The sequence below is a fragment of the Microbulbifer mixtoriginis (SeqCode) genome, assembly GCF_052467515.1.
Map to the genome: position 1 here is coordinate 640,079 of NZ_CP174314.1, position 18,850 is coordinate 658,928.

Here is an 18,850-nt window from a genome sequence, read left to right on the forward strand (position 1 = left end):
CGGCGGTTTTAACAAGAAACGAATGAAATTTAGCGCAGCCGGCCTTTGCCGGTAGTAGAACGGAAGAAAGATGCCAAAACGCACAGATATCCAAAGCATTCTGATTATCGGCGCAGGCCCCATCGTGATCGGCCAGGCGTGCGAATTTGACTACTCCGGCGCCCAGGCCTGTAAGGCGCTGCGCGAAGAGGGTTACCGGGTGATCCTGGTGAACTCCAACCCGGCCACCATCATGACCGACCCGGCCATGGCCGATGCCACTTACATCGAGCCGGTGGAGTGGCGTACCGTTGCCAAGATTATTGAGCAGGAGCGTCCCGACGCCATCCTGCCTACCATGGGTGGCCAGACAGCTCTGAACTGCGCCCTGGACCTGGATAAGCACGGTGTCCTGAAGGAGTTCAATGTCGAGCTGATTGGTGCGGACAAAGACGCTATCGAGAAAGCGGAAGACCGCGACCTGTTCGACAAGGCGATGAAGGCCATCGGCCTGGAAACTCCGCGCGCCAAGATCGTCCACTCCATGGAAGAGGCGAAGAAAGTGCCGGAAGAGTTCGGCTTCCCGGTGATTATCCGTCCGTCCTTCACCATGGGTGGTTCCGGTGGCGGTGTGGCCTACAACTGGCCGGAGTTTGAAGAGATCTGTAAGCGCGGTCTCGACCTCTCCCCCACCAACGAATTGCTGATCGACGAATCCCTGCTCGGCTGGAAAGAGTACGAGATGGAAGTGGTTCGCGATAAGAACGACAACTGCATCATCGTATGTTCCATCGAGAACTTCGACCCGATGGGCGTACACACCGGTGACTCCATCACCGTTGCCCCGGCGCAGACGCTGACCGACAAGGAATACCAGCTGATGCGCAATGCTTCTATCGCGGTATTGCGCGAGATCGGCGTTGAGACTGGCGGCTCCAACGTACAGTTCGGCGTTTGCCCGAAGACTGGCCGCGTAGTTGTGATCGAGATGAACCCCCGCGTATCCCGCTCCTCCGCACTGGCCTCCAAGGCCACCGGCTTCCCGATCGCCAAGGTCGCGGCCAAGCTGGCAGTGGGTTACACCCTGGACGAGTTGCAGAACGATATCACTGGCGGTGCTACCCCGGCGTCCTTCGAGCCGTCTATCGATTACGTTGTTACCAAGATCCCGCGCTTCACCTTTGAGAAATTCGGTGAAGCCGATGCGCGCCTGACCACCCAGATGAAGTCTGTGGGTGAAGTGATGGCAATTGGCCGTACCTTCCAGGAGTCCATGCAGAAAGCCCTGCGCGGTCTGGAAGTGGGCAGCTTCGGCCTGGAAAGCAAGATTGACCCGAGCAAAGACGGCGCTGAGACCCGCCTGCGCAGCGAACTCTCCGTTCCGGGTGCCGAGCGCATCTGGTACGTGGGCGACGCCTTCCGAATGGGCATGAGCGTCGGCGAAGTTTACGACCTGTCCGGTATCGATCCCTGGTTCCTGGTTCAGATCGAAGAGCTGATCAAAATCGAAGAGCCGCTCAAGTCACTGCCTACCTCGGCGCTGACCACTGAGCAAATGCGCTTCCTCAAGCGCAAAGGCTTCTCCGATCGCCGCCTGGCGGACCTGCTGGGGGTGAGCCAGAAGACTGTGCGCGAATTCCGTCACAAGCTGGGTGTATTCCCGTCTTACAAGCGCGTGGACACCTGTGCTGCTGAGTTCAGCACCTCTACTGCTTACATGTACTCCACCTACGATGAGGAGTGCGAAGCGCAGCCGTCCGACAAGAAGAAAATCATGGTACTCGGCGGTGGCCCCAACCGTATCGGCCAGGGCATCGAGTTCGACTACTGCTGTGTACACGCCGCACTGGCGATGCGCGAAGACGGTTACGAGACCATCATGGTCAACTGTAACCCGGAGACTGTTTCCACCGACTACGACACTTCCGACCGCCTCTACTTCGAGCCGGTAACCCTGGAAGACGTGCTGGAAATTGTTGCCAAAGAGAAGCCGGAAGGCGTGATCGTACAGTTCGGCGGCCAGACTCCGCTGAACCTGGCGCGCTACCTGGCCAACGAAGGTGTGCCGATTATCGGTACCACACCAGAGCAGATTGACCGCGCTGAAGACCGCGAGCGCTTCCAGCAGATGATTATGCGTCTCGGCCTCAAGCAGCCGAAAAACGCCATCGTGCGCTCTGTCTCCGAAGCCATCCAGGCGGCGAAAGATGTGGGTTACCCGCTGGTTGTGCGCCCGTCTTACGTATTGGGCGGCCGCGCCATGGAGATCGTCTACAAAGAAGACGAGCTGCTCACTTATATGAAAGAGGCGGTACAGGTTTCCGACGAAGCGCCGGTACTGCTGGACCACTTCCTCAACGCCGCTATCGAGGTGGATATCGATGCGGTATCCGATGGCAAGGACGTTGTGATCGGCGCCATCATGCAGCATATCGAACAGTGTGGTGTTCACTCCGGTGACTCCGCTTGCTCCCTGCCGCCTTACAGCCTGCCGGCGGATGTGCAGGACCGTATGCGCGAAGAAGTGAAGGCCATGGCTCGCGAGCTGGGCGTAGTTGGCTTGATGAATACCCAGCTGGCCTACCAGGACGGCGAGATCTACGTGATCGAGGTGAACCCGCGCGCTTCCCGTACTGTACCTTTCGTCTCCAAGTGCATCGGCACTTCACTGGCGAAAGTGGCTGCGCGCTGTCAGGCGGGTATCAGCTTGCAGGAGCAGGGCTTTACCGAAGAGATCGTACCGGACTACTACTCCGTTAAAGAGTCTGTATTCCCGTTCAACAAGTTCCCGAAAGTGGACCCGATTCTCGGCCCCGAGATGAAATCCACCGGCGAAGTGATGGGCGTAGGCGCTACCTTCGCAGAAGCCTTCGACAAGGGCCTGGTTGCCGCTGGCGACCGCCTGCCGGAGTCCGGACGCGCATTTATCTCTGTGCGTGACTTCGACAAGGCCGACGCAGTGGGCGTAGCTCGCGATCTGGTGGAGCTTGGCTTCGAAGTCATTGCCAGCCGCGGCACCGCCAAGGTCTTGCAAGAAAACAATATTCCCGTTACAACCGTCAACAAGATGAGTGAAGGTCGCCCGCATATCGTCGATATGATTAAGAACGACGAGATTGCACTGGTAGTGAACACTACCGAAGGGCGCCAGGCGATTCGCGACTCTGCGGATATCCGTCGCAGTGCCGAGAACCACCAGGTGTGTTACACCACCACCCTGGCAGCGGCCCAGGCCATGGCGATGGCCATGCGCCAGGAGCAGCCGCTACAGGTTCGCCGCCTGCAAGACCTTCACCAGCGTGTGGTAAAGCTGTCTTAATCATCTAAAAACAATCCGTCATTTCCGACCGGGCCTTGTGGCAACACAGGGCCCGGTTGCGTAGTAACAATAATGGAGGTCCCACAGTGAACCGGGTACCAATGACCGTTGAAGGCGCGGAAGCGCTGCGTTCAGAACTGGATAATCTGAAAAAAGTCGAGCGCCCTGCGGTGGTAGAGGCCATTGCCGAAGCACGCGAACACGGTGATTTGAAGGAGAACGCCGAATACCATGCGGCGCGGGAAAAGCAGGGCTTTATTGAGGGTCGTATTCAAGAGATTGAAGCCAAGTTGTCTCACGCTCAAGTGATCGATGTGAAGTCGATTGAGCCCAGCGATAAGGTAATTTTTGGCACCACGGTAACGATTATTCACCTGGATGACGATGCTGAAGTGACTTATAAAATCGTGGGTGACGATGAAGCGGATGTGAAAAAACAAAAAATCTCAGTGAACTCGCCGATTGCCCGCGCACTGATTGGTAAAGAAGTGGGAGAAGTCGTTGTTGTGCATACGCCTTCCGGCACGGTGGAATATGAAATCGATACTGTAGAGCATCTATAAAAAGATCTCTTAGTAAGAAAAAGGGCGGCCAGAGGCCGCCTTTTTTCTTGGGGGCAGGAGCAGCTTTACTGGTGAACGAAACTGTTGTTACTGTCGCCATGTTGGTGAACTTTGGCGGTTTCATTGTAGCCAAATTGGGCTACTAAGCTGTTGTTATGTGAACCAATCTGAGTGACCTCTGCATAGTGGTTTTCGCCTATTTGGCCTATATAGACATCATTGCCATAGCCAACTTGCATAGTTTTTCCGAAGTGGTGGCTACCGGCTTGAGAAATATCTCCTTCGTTATACCAACCATCTTGGTACATATGAGCTTCATGGCCATAGCCGATTTGACGGGAATCAAGATCGTTGTGGCCACCTCCTGCCTGAATTAAGTGAGCCTTATGGCCTTCACCAACTTGAAGAGCATCAGCTCGATTCATTTCGCCAACCTGTGAGAGCATAGCTTCACTGCCGTAGCTGCCTACTTGAGTGACAGTAGCGTAGCCATAGTCGCCGTTTTGTAAAATAGTCGCCTGGTTATTAGCGCCAGACTGTTGATAAGTCCAGGCGGTATTCCCGTGGCCTTCCTGAGCATGGTAGGAGAAGCTATGGTGCTCATCAAACTGGAAAGTTAAGGAGCTATTGTCGATACCCAATTGCTCACTCATAGCGGTGTTGCCAGATCCCCCATTTTGAAAGGCATTGGCATAATTACTGTAGCCATCCTGATATTGAAGAACCGTGCTGTGGTGTTCATGGACCTGGATACTAACCGCCGTGTTGTGTGCCCCGTGTTGTTCTTGATCAGCCAGGTTATGATGGCTACCGGGGCCGGCTTGATCAATATAACCGAGTTGATCCATACCGTTTTGATCCTGGTAAGCGGTATTGTTATCGGCCATGGCTGCACCGCTGATTACAAAAGCAATAGCGGCAGCGATTGGGGTTAAAGTCTTCATGAGTATCTCCATTACTACTTGAAAAGAGCATCGCGTTGGGGTTCAGCATTTACCGGCTGAGCGGGAGCACAGCATAAGTCACCCGAGTATTTTGTAGTAAACCGCTAAGCTAGGATTAACGGCGAAACTATAAATTACTCAGATATACACTCGCTGTAAGTGCCTGTGCAAAAAGGTAGAATCGAAGGGAAATCAAAGATAGGAAATAGCTGATTCATTTTGATTGGCATCCCTGTTACTGCTTAGGAGTCCATAAGTTCGTTCCGTCTTTATTATTGTTGCTTCAGTGTCTAAGAAAAGCCATAGGATATAAGTTTGATTTACCTGGGAGATAAGTTTTAGTCGGAAATAATGATAAAAAAATTAACTACGAAATTTGTTTTTAATGGGGAATATATACAGCCGCTCCGGGGAGGGGTTTATTGGGGGTAAGTAAATAATTACAAATGCCAAAGATCGTTCCTGATCTTTGGCATTTGTAGGGGAAGCAATGTTTACTGATGTACTATAGCTGTGTTGCCGTAGCCGGTTTGGGTAATATTTGCAGACTCAGAGAATCCGCTCTGAATAACTGTAGCCGTATTCATACCACCAGATTGATTGACCACAACCAAATGGCCCCCACCCATGGCGCCACCTCCTGACTGCATAATCGTTGCCCGGTTCATGTAGCCATCTTGAGTCACAAACGCGCTGTTATACCAAGAGACTTGGACAATCGTGCTGTAGTTGCTTTCTCCCATTTGGACAATGTCGGCCTCGTTGTGCATATCAGCCTGGGTTATTTCGGCAGTGTGAGAAATACCTGATTGAGAGATACTGGCATAGTGTCCGGTGCCCTCTTGTCTAATTATGGCCTCGTGATAAGAACCATCTTGGAATATGTAAGCTTCAGCATTGAAGCTGGCATACTGCCCAACTAAAGCTCCATGGACATTACCAATTTGCTCAATAACGGAAATGTTGTCACTTCCCAAATGTTGATGAATTTCTGCTTCATTTCCTGCACCATTTTGGCGAATGGTTGCTTGGCTATTTTGAGTGGCAATTTGGTAGGTATTGGCACGGTTATCCATGCCAGTTTGGTAAATCAGGGCATTATTACCTGAGCCCCCCATTTGTAGGCTGTAAACGTCATTTAATTTTCCCTCTTGAACTTGGTGTATCAGGCTATCAATTACATTGGTCTGGATAGACTCTGCATTATTGAGGTTGCCGTTCTGAGAAATCTTTACGCTGTTGTCTATGGCACTATTATCGGATTGATCAATCAATACCTGATTGTTATTGCCACTTTGCTCTAATGACGTTGAATTCCCCGCTGCATATGTAAGTCCGCCATAAGACATCATTAATGCCAGCGAAAGAACTGGAAACTTCCTCACGTTCAACTCCTGTTTACTGCTGTGTCCATTTTGGTTCAGTGTATTTCTAGGCTAGCTATGTGTTCAGTATTTTGAAGGTAATAGCTTGCTGATTTAACTTTAGACTAGCTGGTATGGAATAAAGGCTATTGGCGTTGGGTACTTTGGTTTGTGCTTATTAATTTAATGGAAGAGGATGACAGGTTTAGTTTTTTCCAAAAAAAACAGAGTGAAATGAGCTTGATGTCGCCTTTTAAGCTGATCCACCTGAGGTTAAATTTTAGTTTTTTATCTTGTTCTATTTAGTAAGTATAAAGACATTGACGTCATCAATTTGAGAGGAGGCTATGTTATTATCGTTGGTTCGTTGTACTGTAGAAATAAGGTTGGAACTACACAGTCTGTGTCGCATCAATTGTAGTACTGCTGTCGATTTGAGTTATAAGCGCCGTATCCATGTTGCTACCGGACTGGGATAAGATTGCTAGATTGCTAGATTGATCAGTTGCAGCATAATTATCTATGATCTGCTGAATGGTAACGGAGCGGTTGTAATTTTCTATTTTATTAACAGTCACAATGTTTTTCTCCAATTAATCTGTTGTCACTTACATTGTTGTTTCCAGGTTTAACAAAGTGAGTTTGATTTTTACAGCGTTTTTGAATGGAGTAAGAGGTATTGCTAGAACCTCCAGCTTGATAGATTGATGCGCTTTTCGTAACGCAGTATTGGGTGACATCGAGAGTATTTAAATTACCGATAACCTGCACAGCGGTTAAGGTATTTCCGTCAAGAGCACCTCCTGTTTGAGCAATAGTTGCAAAACTTTAGTTGGTGTTCGTTTGATTTATCGTAGTTAATTGTGGCGCAAAGCCACCCTGAAAAATTTCAGCTGCTGAATTGTTGACAGATGTTTGGCTTGTGGCTGTTTCATACATATTGTCTATTTGGCTAATCACGCCAAAAGAATTGAGAGTATTATCCTGTAAGGACTCTGCCTTATTCATATTGCCTGTCTGCCTATGACTGATAACGCTATTTTTGCTGTGATTTGTTTGTTGAGAAAAAGATTCATTAAAACCATCATTCTGAACGATGATAATGATATTGAAGTTAACTATTGGGTCTTTAAATGGAAAGGCTAGGTTCTCGTTATCATTTTGATTGAGAAAGACATTGTTAGATGTCAGTACATCACTTGAAGTATAAGCTATTAATATTCCAGCTGTAATCGAAGCATATTTCTTTATGGATTACTCCTTAGAGACATCAAGTCCAAGTTATAGAAGGGGTGGCTTACAATATGGTTATAGAAATATAACGAAATTGTTGTCACTTATAATGAAGAATAAATTGTATTAGCTTTAGCATAAGATACATCTCTCGGCTTCAAGTAATAATTACAATTTCCTTATGATGCAAGCAAATTACCTTGCAGTCTCATAAAAAATTTATTCTTTGATATTCTATCCCGGATCGCTCGGCATACCTTCGCAAGCCGGTAATAAATACATCCTGAGACTGATCAATATGGGATACCTCTCCAAGAACTCTGCAATTGATTTCTGAGAGTGTCCGATCTTGTTCTGGCTGTAAATCTGGTATCGTTCGTTCTAACTCAGTTGGTAGTAGCTCATCAGTGTCTTTCTCTAAGTCGGGAGAGATGCCGACTCTACAAGCTGAGCTCTCCCTTACCAGTTGCACTTATTATTCGAAACCAAGTGTATTTTAATATTCTATAGATTCAAGAATGGTTATTAGGCGGAAATACTTGGTTGTATCTGATGATGGCTAGAAAGAGTATTTTAGATTTTAATGAACTAATTTTAGTTGGATAGAGGTGGTTGATTGTAAAGCTGACCGGTTATAGCCAGCTTTTGAGACTTATGGGAAAATATACATATTACCATCGCCAATTTGGTTGATCACTTGGAAGTTACCGTTACTTGCTTGTGTCACCATGATAACGTTCGAATTACCATCCTGCGTTGCTAAGAAGGTGTTGGAGTCACCGCTTTGAGTTAAGTCATACTCATTGAGATTACCGCCAACTTGAGTTATGTCTGATATGTTCATGTCACCCCTCTGAAATAGATCTACAACATTAAATTGACCAGATTGTTTGGCCAGGGCCAAGTTGTCATCACCAGACTGGATGTGTACAGCTAGGTTAGATTCCCAGGATTGCACGATTTCACTGGTGTTACTATCCCCTGTATGTGTGACATCAATGTAATTGTCCTTGCCGAACTGGTAGGAATAAGATGTGTTGCCTGAACCTCCGTTCTGGATAACTAATCCAGCTTGGGTATTACCAATCTGGGTTGCATAAGCAGAGTTAGAGTTGCTATTTCCTTGTTGTATTTCGATTTTATTATTTCCAATGAAAAGCCCCTTTTGGTTAATAGTAGCCCTGTGTCCAGATCCATTAAACTGACCCATTGTGGCTGAATTAGTATTTTTAGTTTGGTTGACAAAAATACTACTTGAAGAAGTATTTCCCTGATTAGTAAATACGACCTGGCCGCGTAAACCGCTTTGAATAACTAATGCTTTTGAATCGTTAGTAAAGGACTGAGTAGTGGATGCGCTATTGTTATCATTTACTTGGGTGATGAAGGCAGTAGAAGACGATGAATTATTCTGCAGCGAAACTATCGTGTTCCTGTCGCCAAATTGTAAATGACTAATTGCACTACCATTAGTGTTATTAATCTGCTCTATTTTTGAGGAGTTTAAATCGCCAACCTGATAAATGAGAATGGTACTATTAGATACAGTGCCTTCTTGTACCGGTGTGACAGTATTTCCCATGCCATTTTGCAAAACAATTACGGTGTTGGCAGCTACACCGCTTGTGGTAATTGTCAGGAAAATGCCTAAGGGAATGGAGATGCACTTTTTCATGGGGTGCTCCTTAGAGATATCAAATTTAGTTTAAAAGTATTTTTACTAGAGAGATAGTCAAGGCAGTGCCGGAAGCTGGCGTGAAAATTGCTTTTCCTGGTGTTGAAGTAAATTATGAAGTTTTCAGGTGATTCAATTGGGTGCATGGTATGTATTGAGTTTTAGGGAAGATAAAATGTACTTTGAGATTAATGGTTTTATGCTATGTGAAGTTTTGTGGAAAATTTCTTGTTTTCCATGAGAGGTAAGTCTCATTGATCTAAGAAAAAAGTATGTCTTATATTTTTATAAATATTTTAGCGTCATACCGTGTCTGTTTTTATCAGGGAGGTTTCAGATTGGTGAGTCTGGAGTTTTCTTGGTGTTTTTAATGGGGTGCCTTTCTATATTTGTTAGTTTCTGGTTGTTAAGGTGGTTCCCCTTAACTATATTACGGTGAATTATTAAATGATGCTTTTTAGAAAAGTTCTTTTAATTCTGTATGTATCTAAGTTATTTTATTTGAGGTGATGCGAAATGAGTGGATGAATTAAATTTCTTGATGGGTTGAGGGATTATGGAGGTTTTTTTGATTTAACTTGTAAAAATGTAAAGTGTTTGGAATGTAAAAAATATTTTATTGAATTAAAGATCTGATCCTGTTGGGGGCAGCTCAGATAGACGCTTGGCTGGTAATTCTATGGAAAAATGAAAGTATTGCCATCGCCAATTTGACTAATAGCCATTACGCTACCATTATTGGCTTGCATAACAGATATTAAATTGAAATTCCCAGTCTGTGTTGCTCTAAATGCATTGGAGTCACCACTCTGGGTGATAAGATATGTGTTCATATTACCTCCAGACTGGGATATGGTAGAAATATTCATATCACCTGATTGAACAGTTAAAGAAAAGTTATCGTTAGATAGTTGCTCAATAATCAGGAAGTTGTTATTTCCCGATTGGTTGACAAAAGCTATATTATTCTCCCAAGTCTGTAAAATTTCACTAGTGTTGCTATCTCCTGACTGTGTTACGTTAAATTTATTCCTCTTTCCTCTCTGTTGTGAGAGAGACATATTATTTGATCCACCTACTTGTGAGATGAATAGGCTATGCAAGTCACCATCCTGATCGGCAACAATAGTGTTGAAATAACCATTACTTTGCAGGGTGGTAAGATTATTCTCACCAATATCACTAGCTACTTGGTTGAAAAAAGCAGTGTTAGAAATACCATTGAACTGACTCACTGAGGCAAAATTAGAGCCATTATCCTGATTTACCGTAGCAGAGTTTGAGGTGACATTTCTCTGGTGAATAAGTGCAGTTTGAGCTAAAGAGCCACTTTGATGAATAGTGGATCCTGAGTCAATTGTTGAGATTTGAACAGAAGTGGCTTCGTGATTGTTGTCCACTTGATTAATAAGGGAGAATGAGTTCGATGTATTTTTTTGTTGTGATTCAGCTTTATTCATATCACCAGATTGAGTGTGGCTAATAGCACTAGAGTTGGTGTTATTAGTTTGCTCTGGATAGGATTCATTATAGTCCCCAACCTGATTGATAATGATGGTGCCGTCGATTACAGAGGCATCCTGAACTGGCGAAGCCAGGTTTCCAACACCATTCTGGTTTAGAATGACGGTATTGGCTATGCTGTTACTCGCAGCAAGAACTATGGTTATTCCTGCAAAGACGGGGGTATAAATATTCATTAGTTACTCCTTTACGATATCGTCCTTAGATTGAAAATTATTTTCCTAGGGATGATATCTAATCAGCAGTGAAAGCTTTTCGTGAAAGTTGCTTTCCTTAGCGTAAGGGAGGTCACTCAAGGTTTTCCATAGATTTACAAGAAGCGATGCTCTTCTCTAAGTCACGGAGAATTACATATACCTTGTGAATATCCGCATTCCATTAGTTTAATTTTGGAGGAGAAGTGCATATTAACCATGAGAGATTAGTCTCATTTAGCTAGGTAGAAAGTTTGTATCCTACTATTTTAATATTTAGGTGTATTGAATAATATATTTTACATAACAATAGCAAAGTAATAATCTCCTATGTATCTATACCATCTATAAATTAAGTGCGATTGTGGTGAGAAATTTGACCCGGTAAGGTTATCTTTATGAAAAATTATAATATGATATTACTAGAACAGCATAAAGGCATTACCATCTGTTTGTTTTACTGCTGATATTAGATTTGAGTTACCGTTTTGAGCTTTATCAAAGGTGTTATTATTTCCTTACTGATTTACAAAAGCTATATTGCTTTCCCGCTCTTGCCAGATTTAATTCGTGTCACTATCACCTGACTTAACATCGTTAATTTGCTTTTCTCATTCCGTTTGGCCAGAGAGAGAAAGTATTTTTAGATCCACCTAACTATCAAAATAATACACCATTCAAACTGTCATATTAAATGATTTCTATGCCATTAAAGCTATCGAGAGGCTGTATTACAGTAACGCCACTGCGTCTGTTTGAGTCAATGTAGTGATATTAGAAATAGTACCAAATTGGTTTGCGGGTACAAAGTTAATGCTTTTTCATGATTGACCCTTGCAAAGCCACTTTAAAAGATTGATGCACCAGAAAAATTAAAAGAGAGCTAAGACTTTTGGCATTTTTTCTGTTCATTTATTTAATAAATGTAAATGAATCAGAGGTATTATCGCTGATGCGACCATGTCTTATTCATGCTGACAACTCGTGTGTGGATAATAAGACTTTGACTAATTTTATTAATTTTCTCAGGAGTTGAAGAGAGCCGGTAAATGAGAGTGACATTATTAGTTGCATTATTAGTTACAGTGCCATCTTGGGGGAACAATCAGAGTATTGGCCGTCGCACCGCTTATGAAATTACCATTAAAACACCTAAAAGCTTGTTCATAACTTCTTTAACCTAATCAGTCTGCAGGCAATAATGGAATTTTTTCGTCATCAACTACCATCATCCACTTAGTACCATTGCCTCGTTTTTTTTCTGACTTCAGATTCCCTTTTGGGGCTGAAGCAAAACTGCTGTCCGAGAGGTCTCTTTTCAGCTAAGCAGAGATATTTTCTAGAACAATCCAATATACTTTCGCAAGCCTCCAACCAAGTGCCTTACTTTTTCTGATGTGGGGGTAGACTATTTAGGTTTTGAAAAGTTGCAATTGGGTGTTTGGTATGTAATTGAGTTGCTGGGTAAATAAAATTCACCTCGTGATTATTGGCTTGCCGCTGTGTAGAATTTTATGCTTTTCATGAGGGAATATCTCATTTATCTAAGAAAAAACTATGCCTTCTGTTTTTATAAACATGTTAGCGCCAAACAGTATCTTTTTTCTATGGGGATTAGGTTGGTGAATCTAGTTTTTATTTTGTTTTGTAGTAAAATACTTTTCTATGTTAAATAATTTTCGGTCGCCAAGGGGGCTTAGTTGTATTGTGATTCATTACTGGCGAAATTTTATTATTGTTGTAACTATCAAAGTAATTATACTTGACATACTTAGAGAAAGTGGTGAGTTGAGGGTGTATGGCAAGTTTTTCCAGGTCATATTTAAAAAATATATGAAGTATTTAGTTTGCAAAAAAAACGTTAAATTAAAAGAGCTGACCCTGTTGGGGTCAGCTCAGATAGAAGCTTGGCTGGTGAGTTTATGGGAAAATGAAAACGTTGTTATCGCCAATTTGACTAATAGCCATCATGCTACCATTACCTGCCTGTACGACCGATATTAAGTTAGAATTGCCAACCTGTTCGCCATTAAATACGTTAGCATTTCCACTCTGCGTAATAAAGTACTGGTTCATGTTACCACCAGATTGAGTAATGGTGGATTCGTTAAAGTCACCAGACTGAACCACACCAACCACGTTAAATTGATCGGTCTGTTCTGTCCATGCATAGTTATTGTTACCAGATTGGTTGTGTGCAGCCATGTTAGATTCCCAGTACTGCTCGATATGGCTGTGGTTGTCGTCACCTGATTGTGCAACATTTAGCTCATTATATTTACCAAATTGGTAGCTGTAGGAGTAATTACCCGATCCCCCATTCTGGGAAACAAATCCAGTTTGGGCATTACCAATTTGTGTGGCCTCAACAGTATTGGAATTGCCATTTACCTGTACTACTTGCATTTCGTTGTTGCCAATGAAATGCCCTTCCTGATTAACAGTGGCAACGTTTCCTGATCCATTAAACTGAGATACTATAGCAAGGTTGGAATTTTTTGTTTGGTTTACTGTAGCGTGGTTTGAGAAGACCGTACCCTGATGGATCCATGCCATCTGACCGCCCCATCCACTTTGTGAAATGGATGCAGATGAGCCGATAGCTGAGGTTTGAGTAGTGGTGGCGCTATTAGAATCAGAAGTCTGGGTTATGAACGCTGTTGAAAATGAGGCAGCATTCTGTATAGATGTGGCCCCATTTGAGTCACCGACTTGAGTGTGACTGATCCAGCTATTGTTGGTGAAGTTCTGCTGCTGAGGAACAGAGGAGTTAAAGTCACCAGTTTGGTTAACGATGATGGTGCTATTGAAAACAGTGCCGTCCTGTACTGGAGCAACAGAGTTTCCGGCCCCATTTTGATTAACAATCAGGGTGTTGGCCATGGCGCCACTAGTGGCAAGAGCCATTAACACGCCAGCAGCAATTGGTGTGTACTTGTTCATTGGTTACTCCTTAGAGATATCAGATTTGGCTTGAAAATTTTTTGCTAGAGAGATTATCAAAACAGCATCGAAAGCTTGCGTGAAAATTACTTTTCCTGGTGTGGGGAAAAATCGTTGAGGGCTTTTTCCAGGAGTTTCAATTGGAAACTGGGTCCGTATTGATTTCTAGAAAAAAGCATAGGTACCTCGTAGAATTCAGCTTGATGCTGAGTAGAGTCTTGTGGGGAAAATACGAAACAGCCATAGGAGATAAGTTTCGATCACCTAGGAAGAAAGTATGTTTTTCATCTATGTAGATAATCGAGTGTCACCGAGTTTTTGCTTAAATAACAGTGAGCTATAGGATAGTGAATTTAGCGAAAAAAAATGGTGGTAGTCCTTCTTTTTGGACCATTGACTTTAATAGGGTCACAAGAAATTTTCTTTCCTATAAGATATTTTGAGCATAAAAAAGGCGGCCAAATAGCGGCCGCCAAAGGATATTCTCTCTCTAAGGAACTACAGTAAGAGCTACTGTAGAATGAAGCCGACGTTGAAGGCTCCAGCTTGACTTGCTAGGGCGGTTTCATTTAACCCAAACTGGATTGTGGTATGAACGTTCGCGAGCCCAAGCTGCGAGGTCGCAGCATCATGACCTATACCTGTTTGGGTGATGGTGGATACGTTAAGAATTCCAGCTTGCGCGGAGAATGCATCGTTGAAAGCACCAACTTGCGCATGTGCAGAGAAGTTACCAAAGCCAGCCTGAAGCATCAGTGAGTCGTTACCTAAGCCTGCTTGAAGAACGAGAGCATTATTTAGGATTCCGGCTTGTGAAGAGTTTGAACTATTCAGTAAACCTGATTGCGCATGGGTAGCAATGTTAAGAGTGCCAAGTTGATTAGCAACCGCGGTACTTCCAGCAGAAAAAACCTGGGCAATATTAGCAATGTTAAGGCTGCCAGCCTGATTGACGAGCGCGCTATTTCCAGCGCTAAGAATTTGAGTTACTGTTGCAAAGTTTGCAGTGCCTAATTGGTTAATAGCGGCAAGATCCAGGGTTGATGCAGCTTGAGTGACCAAGCCAAAGTTAACATCTCCAGCTTGATTAATTAGTGCCGCTGATGCAAAGGAAGATGCAGACTGATCTGTAATGCCGACATTTCCGTCACCTACTTGGGTAATAGAAGCGGCATTCAAAGCTCCGCCACTTTGTATGGAATCGGCACTGTTCAGGTTGCCGGTTTGAAAGTGGTTGATAACATTGGTGTCACTGCCGAAAGTTTGCAGTGCGTTAGAATCATTGAAGTTGCCAACTTGAGTTTGAAAGACCAGATTATTATCGTTACCCGGACCTACCTGAGTGGATAATGCCGCATTGCCAATGCCAACTTGGGTTTGTGAGGTGAAGTTACCTGCTGCAAAAACGCTGCCACTTGTAGCGATAAGAATTGCAGCTGCGATTGGTGTTAACGCCTTCATGCGATACTCCTTTACTCTTGACGTTTTGATCCAGCACACATTGTGCTGAAATTACTGACATCATCCAGATGTCATGGATTCACAATGCAGGATTCCTAAATTCCTGGAATAAGCTACATCGTTGAATTCTGGCTGAATAAAATAATCAGCGATTAATACTTCAAATTGCTAATTTACTTGGTTGGCTTAACTACTCTTGTGCCTATGGGGAGGTATGGTGTCTCCCAGATACTACATTGGGGACCACTCTTGAGAGAGGGCCAGTTTGGCTTTGAGAAATTGATCTCTAAACAACCTAATGTCTGCATGACAAAATGTCCAAGAGGTGTAAAACAACATTTGATCAGATATGTAATGAGTTTTGTCTGTAAAGCGGAGATACGCTATAGGACATAAGTCACTAATAGATAGGAATATAGTTCTTTTGTTGTGGCTTGATTTTTAATGTGTGATTTGGCTTTTAAAAGAATTAGGTTTCATAGGCGGATATTCCGCTCAAATGGCCACGACTTATGTTTTTACGCAGATAGAACGTTATGGATCACAAAATTGAAGAATTTAATAAGAACAGTGGGTTGTTATTTTTCAGCTCTAATTTTGTCGTTAAGATGTTTTCATGGGAATCTGTCAGGCTGCTAATTCTGACACATATGTGAGATGTTATATTTAAGGAGGCTCAAAGGCGCGTAATTTCAGTCAAATTGGCGGATAGAGGTAGTGGTCGCAGTGCCTATTACCGTTACAGAAGTGTGTAAGCCATGACCACTTTGATAGATATTAACTTTGTGTAACATACCAATTTCTTCCACATAAGCACTGTTCTGTGTGCCAAATTGGGATATGCCTGCGGAGTTAGCTGTACCATATTGCTCTATATTAATCAGATTTTCATAGCCCACCTGGATTAATCCGCTTAGGTTTTGTTCACCTATTTGACGTGAAAGTACAATGTTATTTTCGCCTGCTTGTGTTACAGAAAGACTGTTTCTATTACCATCTTGATGAGCAGAAGTATAATTGGTTCGGCCCGACTGCCGCACGTTAACATTGTTCACGCCACCTTCTTGGTTGATTACTGTGAGATTGGAGACTGATAGAAGATTAGCTGCGCTCAATTCGCTGCTTAAGGCGAGTTCACTGCTGGCATCCAAATCAGAGGCTGTACAATTTTTTGCATATCCCCCGGTATATAACCCGATGAATATTGGGAGTAATATGAGGTGATTTTTCTGACTGCCAAACATAAATTCCTCTACTTCATTGTGCTGTCTGATCTCAGTTCACCATCACATAATGACGGTACTGTCGTTTAAATAGTATTGCAGTATGGGATTGTTAATTTCATCGGGATTCGCTAAGGCCCAGGAATTATGCACAATCCCCTCACTGATCAAGTGAATCACTGCAGATTCCATAGCTGAAAGCATAGCAAGTTGTGCTGGCTCGTTATATGTTACCCCGGCTTCTAACTCCAGTAAGCGTCGGAACTTAACATAACGAAATACATCGGCACTGATTGCTTTGGAGTAAACAGTTTTTGATGTCAATACAGAGTGCAATATTCTGCCTGAGCGTATATCGATTGCTCTTAGATTGACCGTCACCTGGTCGACGCGGTATTGCTCATTGGCACCGATGCCAAAGTATCTTGCTCCGGCACCGCCGGTTTGAATATTTTGATCGTAGGCGACAATTCCGCCTTCAAGCAATACGTTAGCTGCAATTAGAGTTGGTAGAGGAATATTATTATTGGCTGGAGCATCAGGTTTACTGAGCCCGGCACGTATAATTTTTCGCTCGGTTAAAAGGTTTTGTAAGCCTTCACGCTCCAATGCGATAAACCAGCCGGATTCATTGAGTACATCGGTCAACATAGCGGCTCCACCCTGAGTAACCGCAGTGGAGAAGCTACTGTTTGGTGCTGGCTTGTATTGTCCGGTTTGATCGCGGAAACTATATACAGCAGCCAATATCTTCCCTTTAGGTTCAGGAAGATTTACCAAATCCCGATAGGTATTCATTCGTGGGGTCAGCATAGCATCAGTCCGCCCAGGGCCAAATAAGGCATCACCAAGGCTTTTAAATGCTGAGCATCCGCTTAGTGTGAGAGTAAACGCCAGTGCGGGCAAGGCTAAGGCTTTTGTTATTGCATTGCGCATTGCCAGTTTTCCTTCAGTGTTGATTCTTATCTAATTTGTGGGATTGAGACCACTGACAACGATCTCACTTTTGTCCCCAGTACTTCTGTCTGTGATTAGTACCGTAAGAACGCCATCGTTATCGACGATCTGTACGATAAAATCGTCGGTAATTAACTCACCACTATTGCCATCGCCGACATCCGTTAGCAGTTGATTGAGTAGTCTTGTTTCCAATGAGTCAGTAAAGCGATCCAGGGCACTTGGTTGTTCGTAGAGACTGTCATGCTTGTCGGGGTCTTCGTGGCTATCCTGAGATTGCGCGTTTTGCAGCAAGTAGGTTCCATTAAGAGGATTGCCGCCAAAATTCGGGTTTACTGGCTCATAAATTAATTCAGTCGCGTTCACAGAGCCACACGAGAATAGGGCGGCTACCAGGCTAGCTGGATAAACAAGGTAATTTTTGTTCATTAGAATTCCTCCTTTCCCAAATCAAAATTATCTATTAGGGCACTGCTCACGCGATCCTTTAAGACCGCTTGATGAATATATTGGGCTGCTTCGTCTGCAAGGCGATGAATATTGTTGGTGCTTGGGCTGATAAATCGTCGAAATACAATTTTGTCGTTGTAGGTAACCCATATTAAGTTTCCCCAACGAGCTGAGGGTCGCTCGTAAACTGTTAAATTGTAAGTGGCATCTGGATAATTCAGATTTCTATATTCACTAAGATATCTGGCAAAGTCGTGGCCTGTTCGAGTAATTGTTCTGTCGATATTAAACCCGCTGATTTCATCCTCAAGTCTTCCTGAGTCAGTGTCTGCAGGAGGAACTTGGGTGTCATCCTGAGCAAAGACTACAGTTGAGAGAAGAATGATAATCAGCGGGGTTAATCTCATATTCTCTCTTCCTGGAGATTGAGTTTTGCCCAGTTGCTAGCTTGTAAGCGATTCTTCACGCCGATTTTCCGAAAAATGTTATACATGTGATTTTTAACGGTGTGTTCGCTCAGGTGTAGTTTCGTAGCGATGACGCTATTGGGTTCTCCCGTTGTTAGTTGCCCTAGGATTTCCTGTTCTCTACGAGTGAGAGGAAGGGGGGATTGCGAATTATCAGCGTGACTGCTTTCACAGCTGTGAATGGCTGTACTGAGTCTTTGAATAAGTCTTTCCTGGCTGATGTTATTGTCACACAACAAATAAAAACCACTTTGCCGTAGTTTTTCTGAGATGTGGGTTGGTAAGTCGGCAGGAAAGTTAATAAGAATTGCTTTTGAGTGTCTGATTTTCTTTAAATCAGAAAGAAAATCCTTAGAGTAGCTGTTGGTGCCAATCTGCCAGCAATCAATAATTATCGCCTCGTAGTGTTGTAAACAGTGTCTTTGTTTTCCTATACAGGCTTTTTCCCATGGCATGGGAATAGACTGAGAAAACAGTGAAAATAAAAGATCGCCCTGAAGGCCGGAATTGCTAAAAAAAAGAACCGGCATATACCTCGTACCTCTCCTTGAAAC

General features: G+C 43.9%; 15 protein-coding genes. 2 read left to right on the forward strand and 13 right to left on the reverse strand.

Going from position 1 to position 18,850, the window contains the following annotated elements; translation table 11 throughout:
• Nucleotides 1–70 precede the first annotated feature (70 nt).
• Together carB and greA are read left to right on the forward strand one after the other, a co-directional pair.
• Nucleotides 71–3,298 carry a carbamoyl-phosphate synthase large subunit gene (gene carB, locus ACJJIT_RS02650; protein WP_444891977.1) on the forward strand — a complete coding sequence of 1,076 codons (3,228 nt, stop codon included), beginning with the start codon at nucleotides 71–73 and terminating at the stop codon, nucleotides 3,296–3,298.
• 86 nt (nucleotides 3,299–3,384) lie between these two features.
• Entirely contained in the window at nucleotides 3,385–3,861 is a 477-nt protein-coding gene (gene greA / locus ACJJIT_RS02655; protein ID WP_252083232.1) for a transcription elongation factor GreA, read from the forward strand.
• Between the two features lie 65 nt (nucleotides 3,862–3,926).
• Here greA and ACJJIT_RS02660 read toward each other — a convergent pair whose 3' ends face one another.
• The 13 genes from ACJJIT_RS02660 to ACJJIT_RS02720 all read right to left on the reverse strand — a co-directional run bounded on the left by ACJJIT_RS02660 (nucleotide 3,927) and on the right by ACJJIT_RS02720 (nucleotide 18,826).
• Nucleotides 3,927–4,805, reverse strand: coding sequence for a hypothetical protein (locus ACJJIT_RS02660; protein WP_444899885.1), 879 nt, complete (start codon nucleotides 4,803–4,805; stop codon nucleotides 3,927–3,929).
• 494 nt (nucleotides 4,806–5,299) lie between these two features.
• Nucleotides 5,300–6,190 carry a hypothetical protein gene (locus ACJJIT_RS02665; protein ID WP_444887139.1) on the reverse strand — a complete coding sequence of 297 codons (891 nt, stop codon included), beginning with the start codon at nucleotides 6,188–6,190 and terminating at the stop codon, nucleotides 5,300–5,302.
• Nucleotides 6,191–6,561: 371 nt separating this feature from the next.
• Entirely contained in the window at nucleotides 6,562–6,747 is a 186-nt protein-coding gene (locus ACJJIT_RS02670; RefSeq protein WP_444899886.1) for a hypothetical protein, read from the reverse strand.
• 250 nt (nucleotides 6,748–6,997) lie between these two features.
• A complete protein-coding gene (locus tag ACJJIT_RS02675; RefSeq protein ID WP_444899887.1) occupies nucleotides 6,998–7,177 on the reverse strand; it encodes a hypothetical protein in 180 nt (59 codons plus the stop codon).
• Between the two features lie 877 nt (nucleotides 7,178–8,054).
• Nucleotides 8,055–9,077, reverse strand: a complete 1,023-nt coding sequence (locus ACJJIT_RS02680) for a hypothetical protein (RefSeq protein ID WP_444899888.1) — start codon at nucleotides 9,075–9,077, stop codon at nucleotides 8,055–8,057.
• A 677-nt stretch (nucleotides 9,078–9,754) separates the two neighbouring features.
• Nucleotides 9,755–10,777, reverse strand: a complete 1,023-nt coding sequence (locus ACJJIT_RS02685) for a hypothetical protein (RefSeq protein WP_444899889.1) — start codon at nucleotides 10,775–10,777, stop codon at nucleotides 9,755–9,757.
• 1,938 nt (nucleotides 10,778–12,715) lie between these two features.
• Nucleotides 12,716–13,738 (reverse strand): hypothetical protein, encoded by a 1,023-nt coding sequence (locus tag ACJJIT_RS02690; protein WP_444899890.1) that lies wholly within the window; start codon nucleotides 13,736–13,738, stop codon nucleotides 12,716–12,718.
• Between the two features lie 510 nt (nucleotides 13,739–14,248).
• Nucleotides 14,249–15,199 carry a hypothetical protein gene (locus tag ACJJIT_RS02695; RefSeq protein WP_444899891.1) on the reverse strand — a complete coding sequence of 317 codons (951 nt, stop codon included), beginning with the start codon at nucleotides 15,197–15,199 and terminating at the stop codon, nucleotides 14,249–14,251.
• A 692-nt stretch (nucleotides 15,200–15,891) separates the two neighbouring features.
• Nucleotides 15,892–16,443, reverse strand: coding sequence for a hypothetical protein (locus ACJJIT_RS02700; RefSeq protein WP_444899892.1), 552 nt, complete (start codon nucleotides 16,441–16,443; stop codon nucleotides 15,892–15,894).
• A gap of 42 nt (nucleotides 16,444–16,485) precedes the next feature.
• Nucleotides 16,486–17,358 carry a CsgG/HfaB family protein gene (locus ACJJIT_RS02705; RefSeq protein WP_252083224.1) on the reverse strand — a complete coding sequence of 291 codons (873 nt, stop codon included), beginning with the start codon at nucleotides 17,356–17,358 and terminating at the stop codon, nucleotides 16,486–16,488.
• 30 nt (nucleotides 17,359–17,388) lie between these two features.
• Nucleotides 17,389–17,808 carry a curli assembly protein CsgF gene (locus ACJJIT_RS02710; protein WP_444887132.1) on the reverse strand — a complete coding sequence of 140 codons (420 nt, stop codon included), beginning with the start codon at nucleotides 17,806–17,808 and terminating at the stop codon, nucleotides 17,389–17,391.
• Nucleotides 17,808–18,236 (reverse strand): CsgE family curli-type amyloid fiber assembly protein, encoded by a 429-nt coding sequence (locus ACJJIT_RS02715; protein WP_444887131.1) that lies wholly within the window; start codon nucleotides 18,234–18,236, stop codon nucleotides 17,808–17,810. The genes ACJJIT_RS02710 and ACJJIT_RS02715 overlap by 1 nt, the downstream gene beginning before the upstream one ends.
• Nucleotides 18,233–18,826, reverse strand: a complete 594-nt coding sequence (locus ACJJIT_RS02720) for a response regulator transcription factor (protein ID WP_444887130.1) — start codon at nucleotides 18,824–18,826, stop codon at nucleotides 18,233–18,235. Before ACJJIT_RS02720 ends, ACJJIT_RS02715 begins: the two co-directional genes overlap by 4 nt.
• Nucleotides 18,827–18,850: the final 24 nt, after the last annotated feature.

Excerpts from the sequence above, each read along its gene's own strand:
- carB (WP_444891977.1), top strand. The coding sequence starts at position 71 with ATGCCAAAACGCACAGATATCCAAAGCATTCTGATTATCGGCGCAGGC.
- ACJJIT_RS02660 (WP_444899885.1), bottom strand. The coding sequence starts at position 4,805 with ATGAAGACTTTAACCCCAATCGCTGCCGCTATTGCTTTTGTAATCAGC.
- ACJJIT_RS02675 (WP_444899887.1), bottom strand. The coding sequence starts at position 7,177 with ATGAATAAGGCAGAGTCCTTACAGGATAATACTCTCAATTCTTTTGGC.
- ACJJIT_RS02680 (WP_444899888.1), bottom strand. The coding sequence starts at position 9,077 with ATGAAAAAGTGCATCTCCATTCCCTTAGGCATTTTCCTGACAATTACC.
- ACJJIT_RS02685 (WP_444899889.1), bottom strand. The coding sequence starts at position 10,777 with ATGAATATTTATACCCCCGTCTTTGCAGGAATAACCATAGTTCTTGCT.
- ACJJIT_RS02690 (WP_444899890.1), bottom strand. The coding sequence starts at position 13,738 with ATGAACAAGTACACACCAATTGCTGCTGGCGTGTTAATGGCTCTTGCC.
- ACJJIT_RS02695 (WP_444899891.1), bottom strand. The coding sequence starts at position 15,199 with ATGAAGGCGTTAACACCAATCGCAGCTGCAATTCTTATCGCTACAAGT.
- ACJJIT_RS02700 (WP_444899892.1), bottom strand. The coding sequence starts at position 16,443 with ATGTTTGGCAGTCAGAAAAATCACCTCATATTACTCCCAATATTCATC.
- ACJJIT_RS02705 (WP_252083224.1), bottom strand. The coding sequence starts at position 17,358 with ATGCGCAATGCAATAACAAAAGCCTTAGCCTTGCCCGCACTGGCGTTT.
- ACJJIT_RS02710 (WP_444887132.1), bottom strand. The coding sequence starts at position 17,808 with ATGAACAAAAATTACCTTGTTTATCCAGCTAGCCTGGTAGCCGCCCTA.
- ACJJIT_RS02715 (WP_444887131.1), bottom strand. The coding sequence starts at position 18,236 with ATGAGATTAACCCCGCTGATTATCATTCTTCTCTCAACTGTAGTCTTT.
- ACJJIT_RS02720 (WP_444887130.1), bottom strand. The coding sequence starts at position 18,826 with ATGCCGGTTCTTTTTTTTAGCAATTCCGGCCTTCAGGGCGATCTTTTA.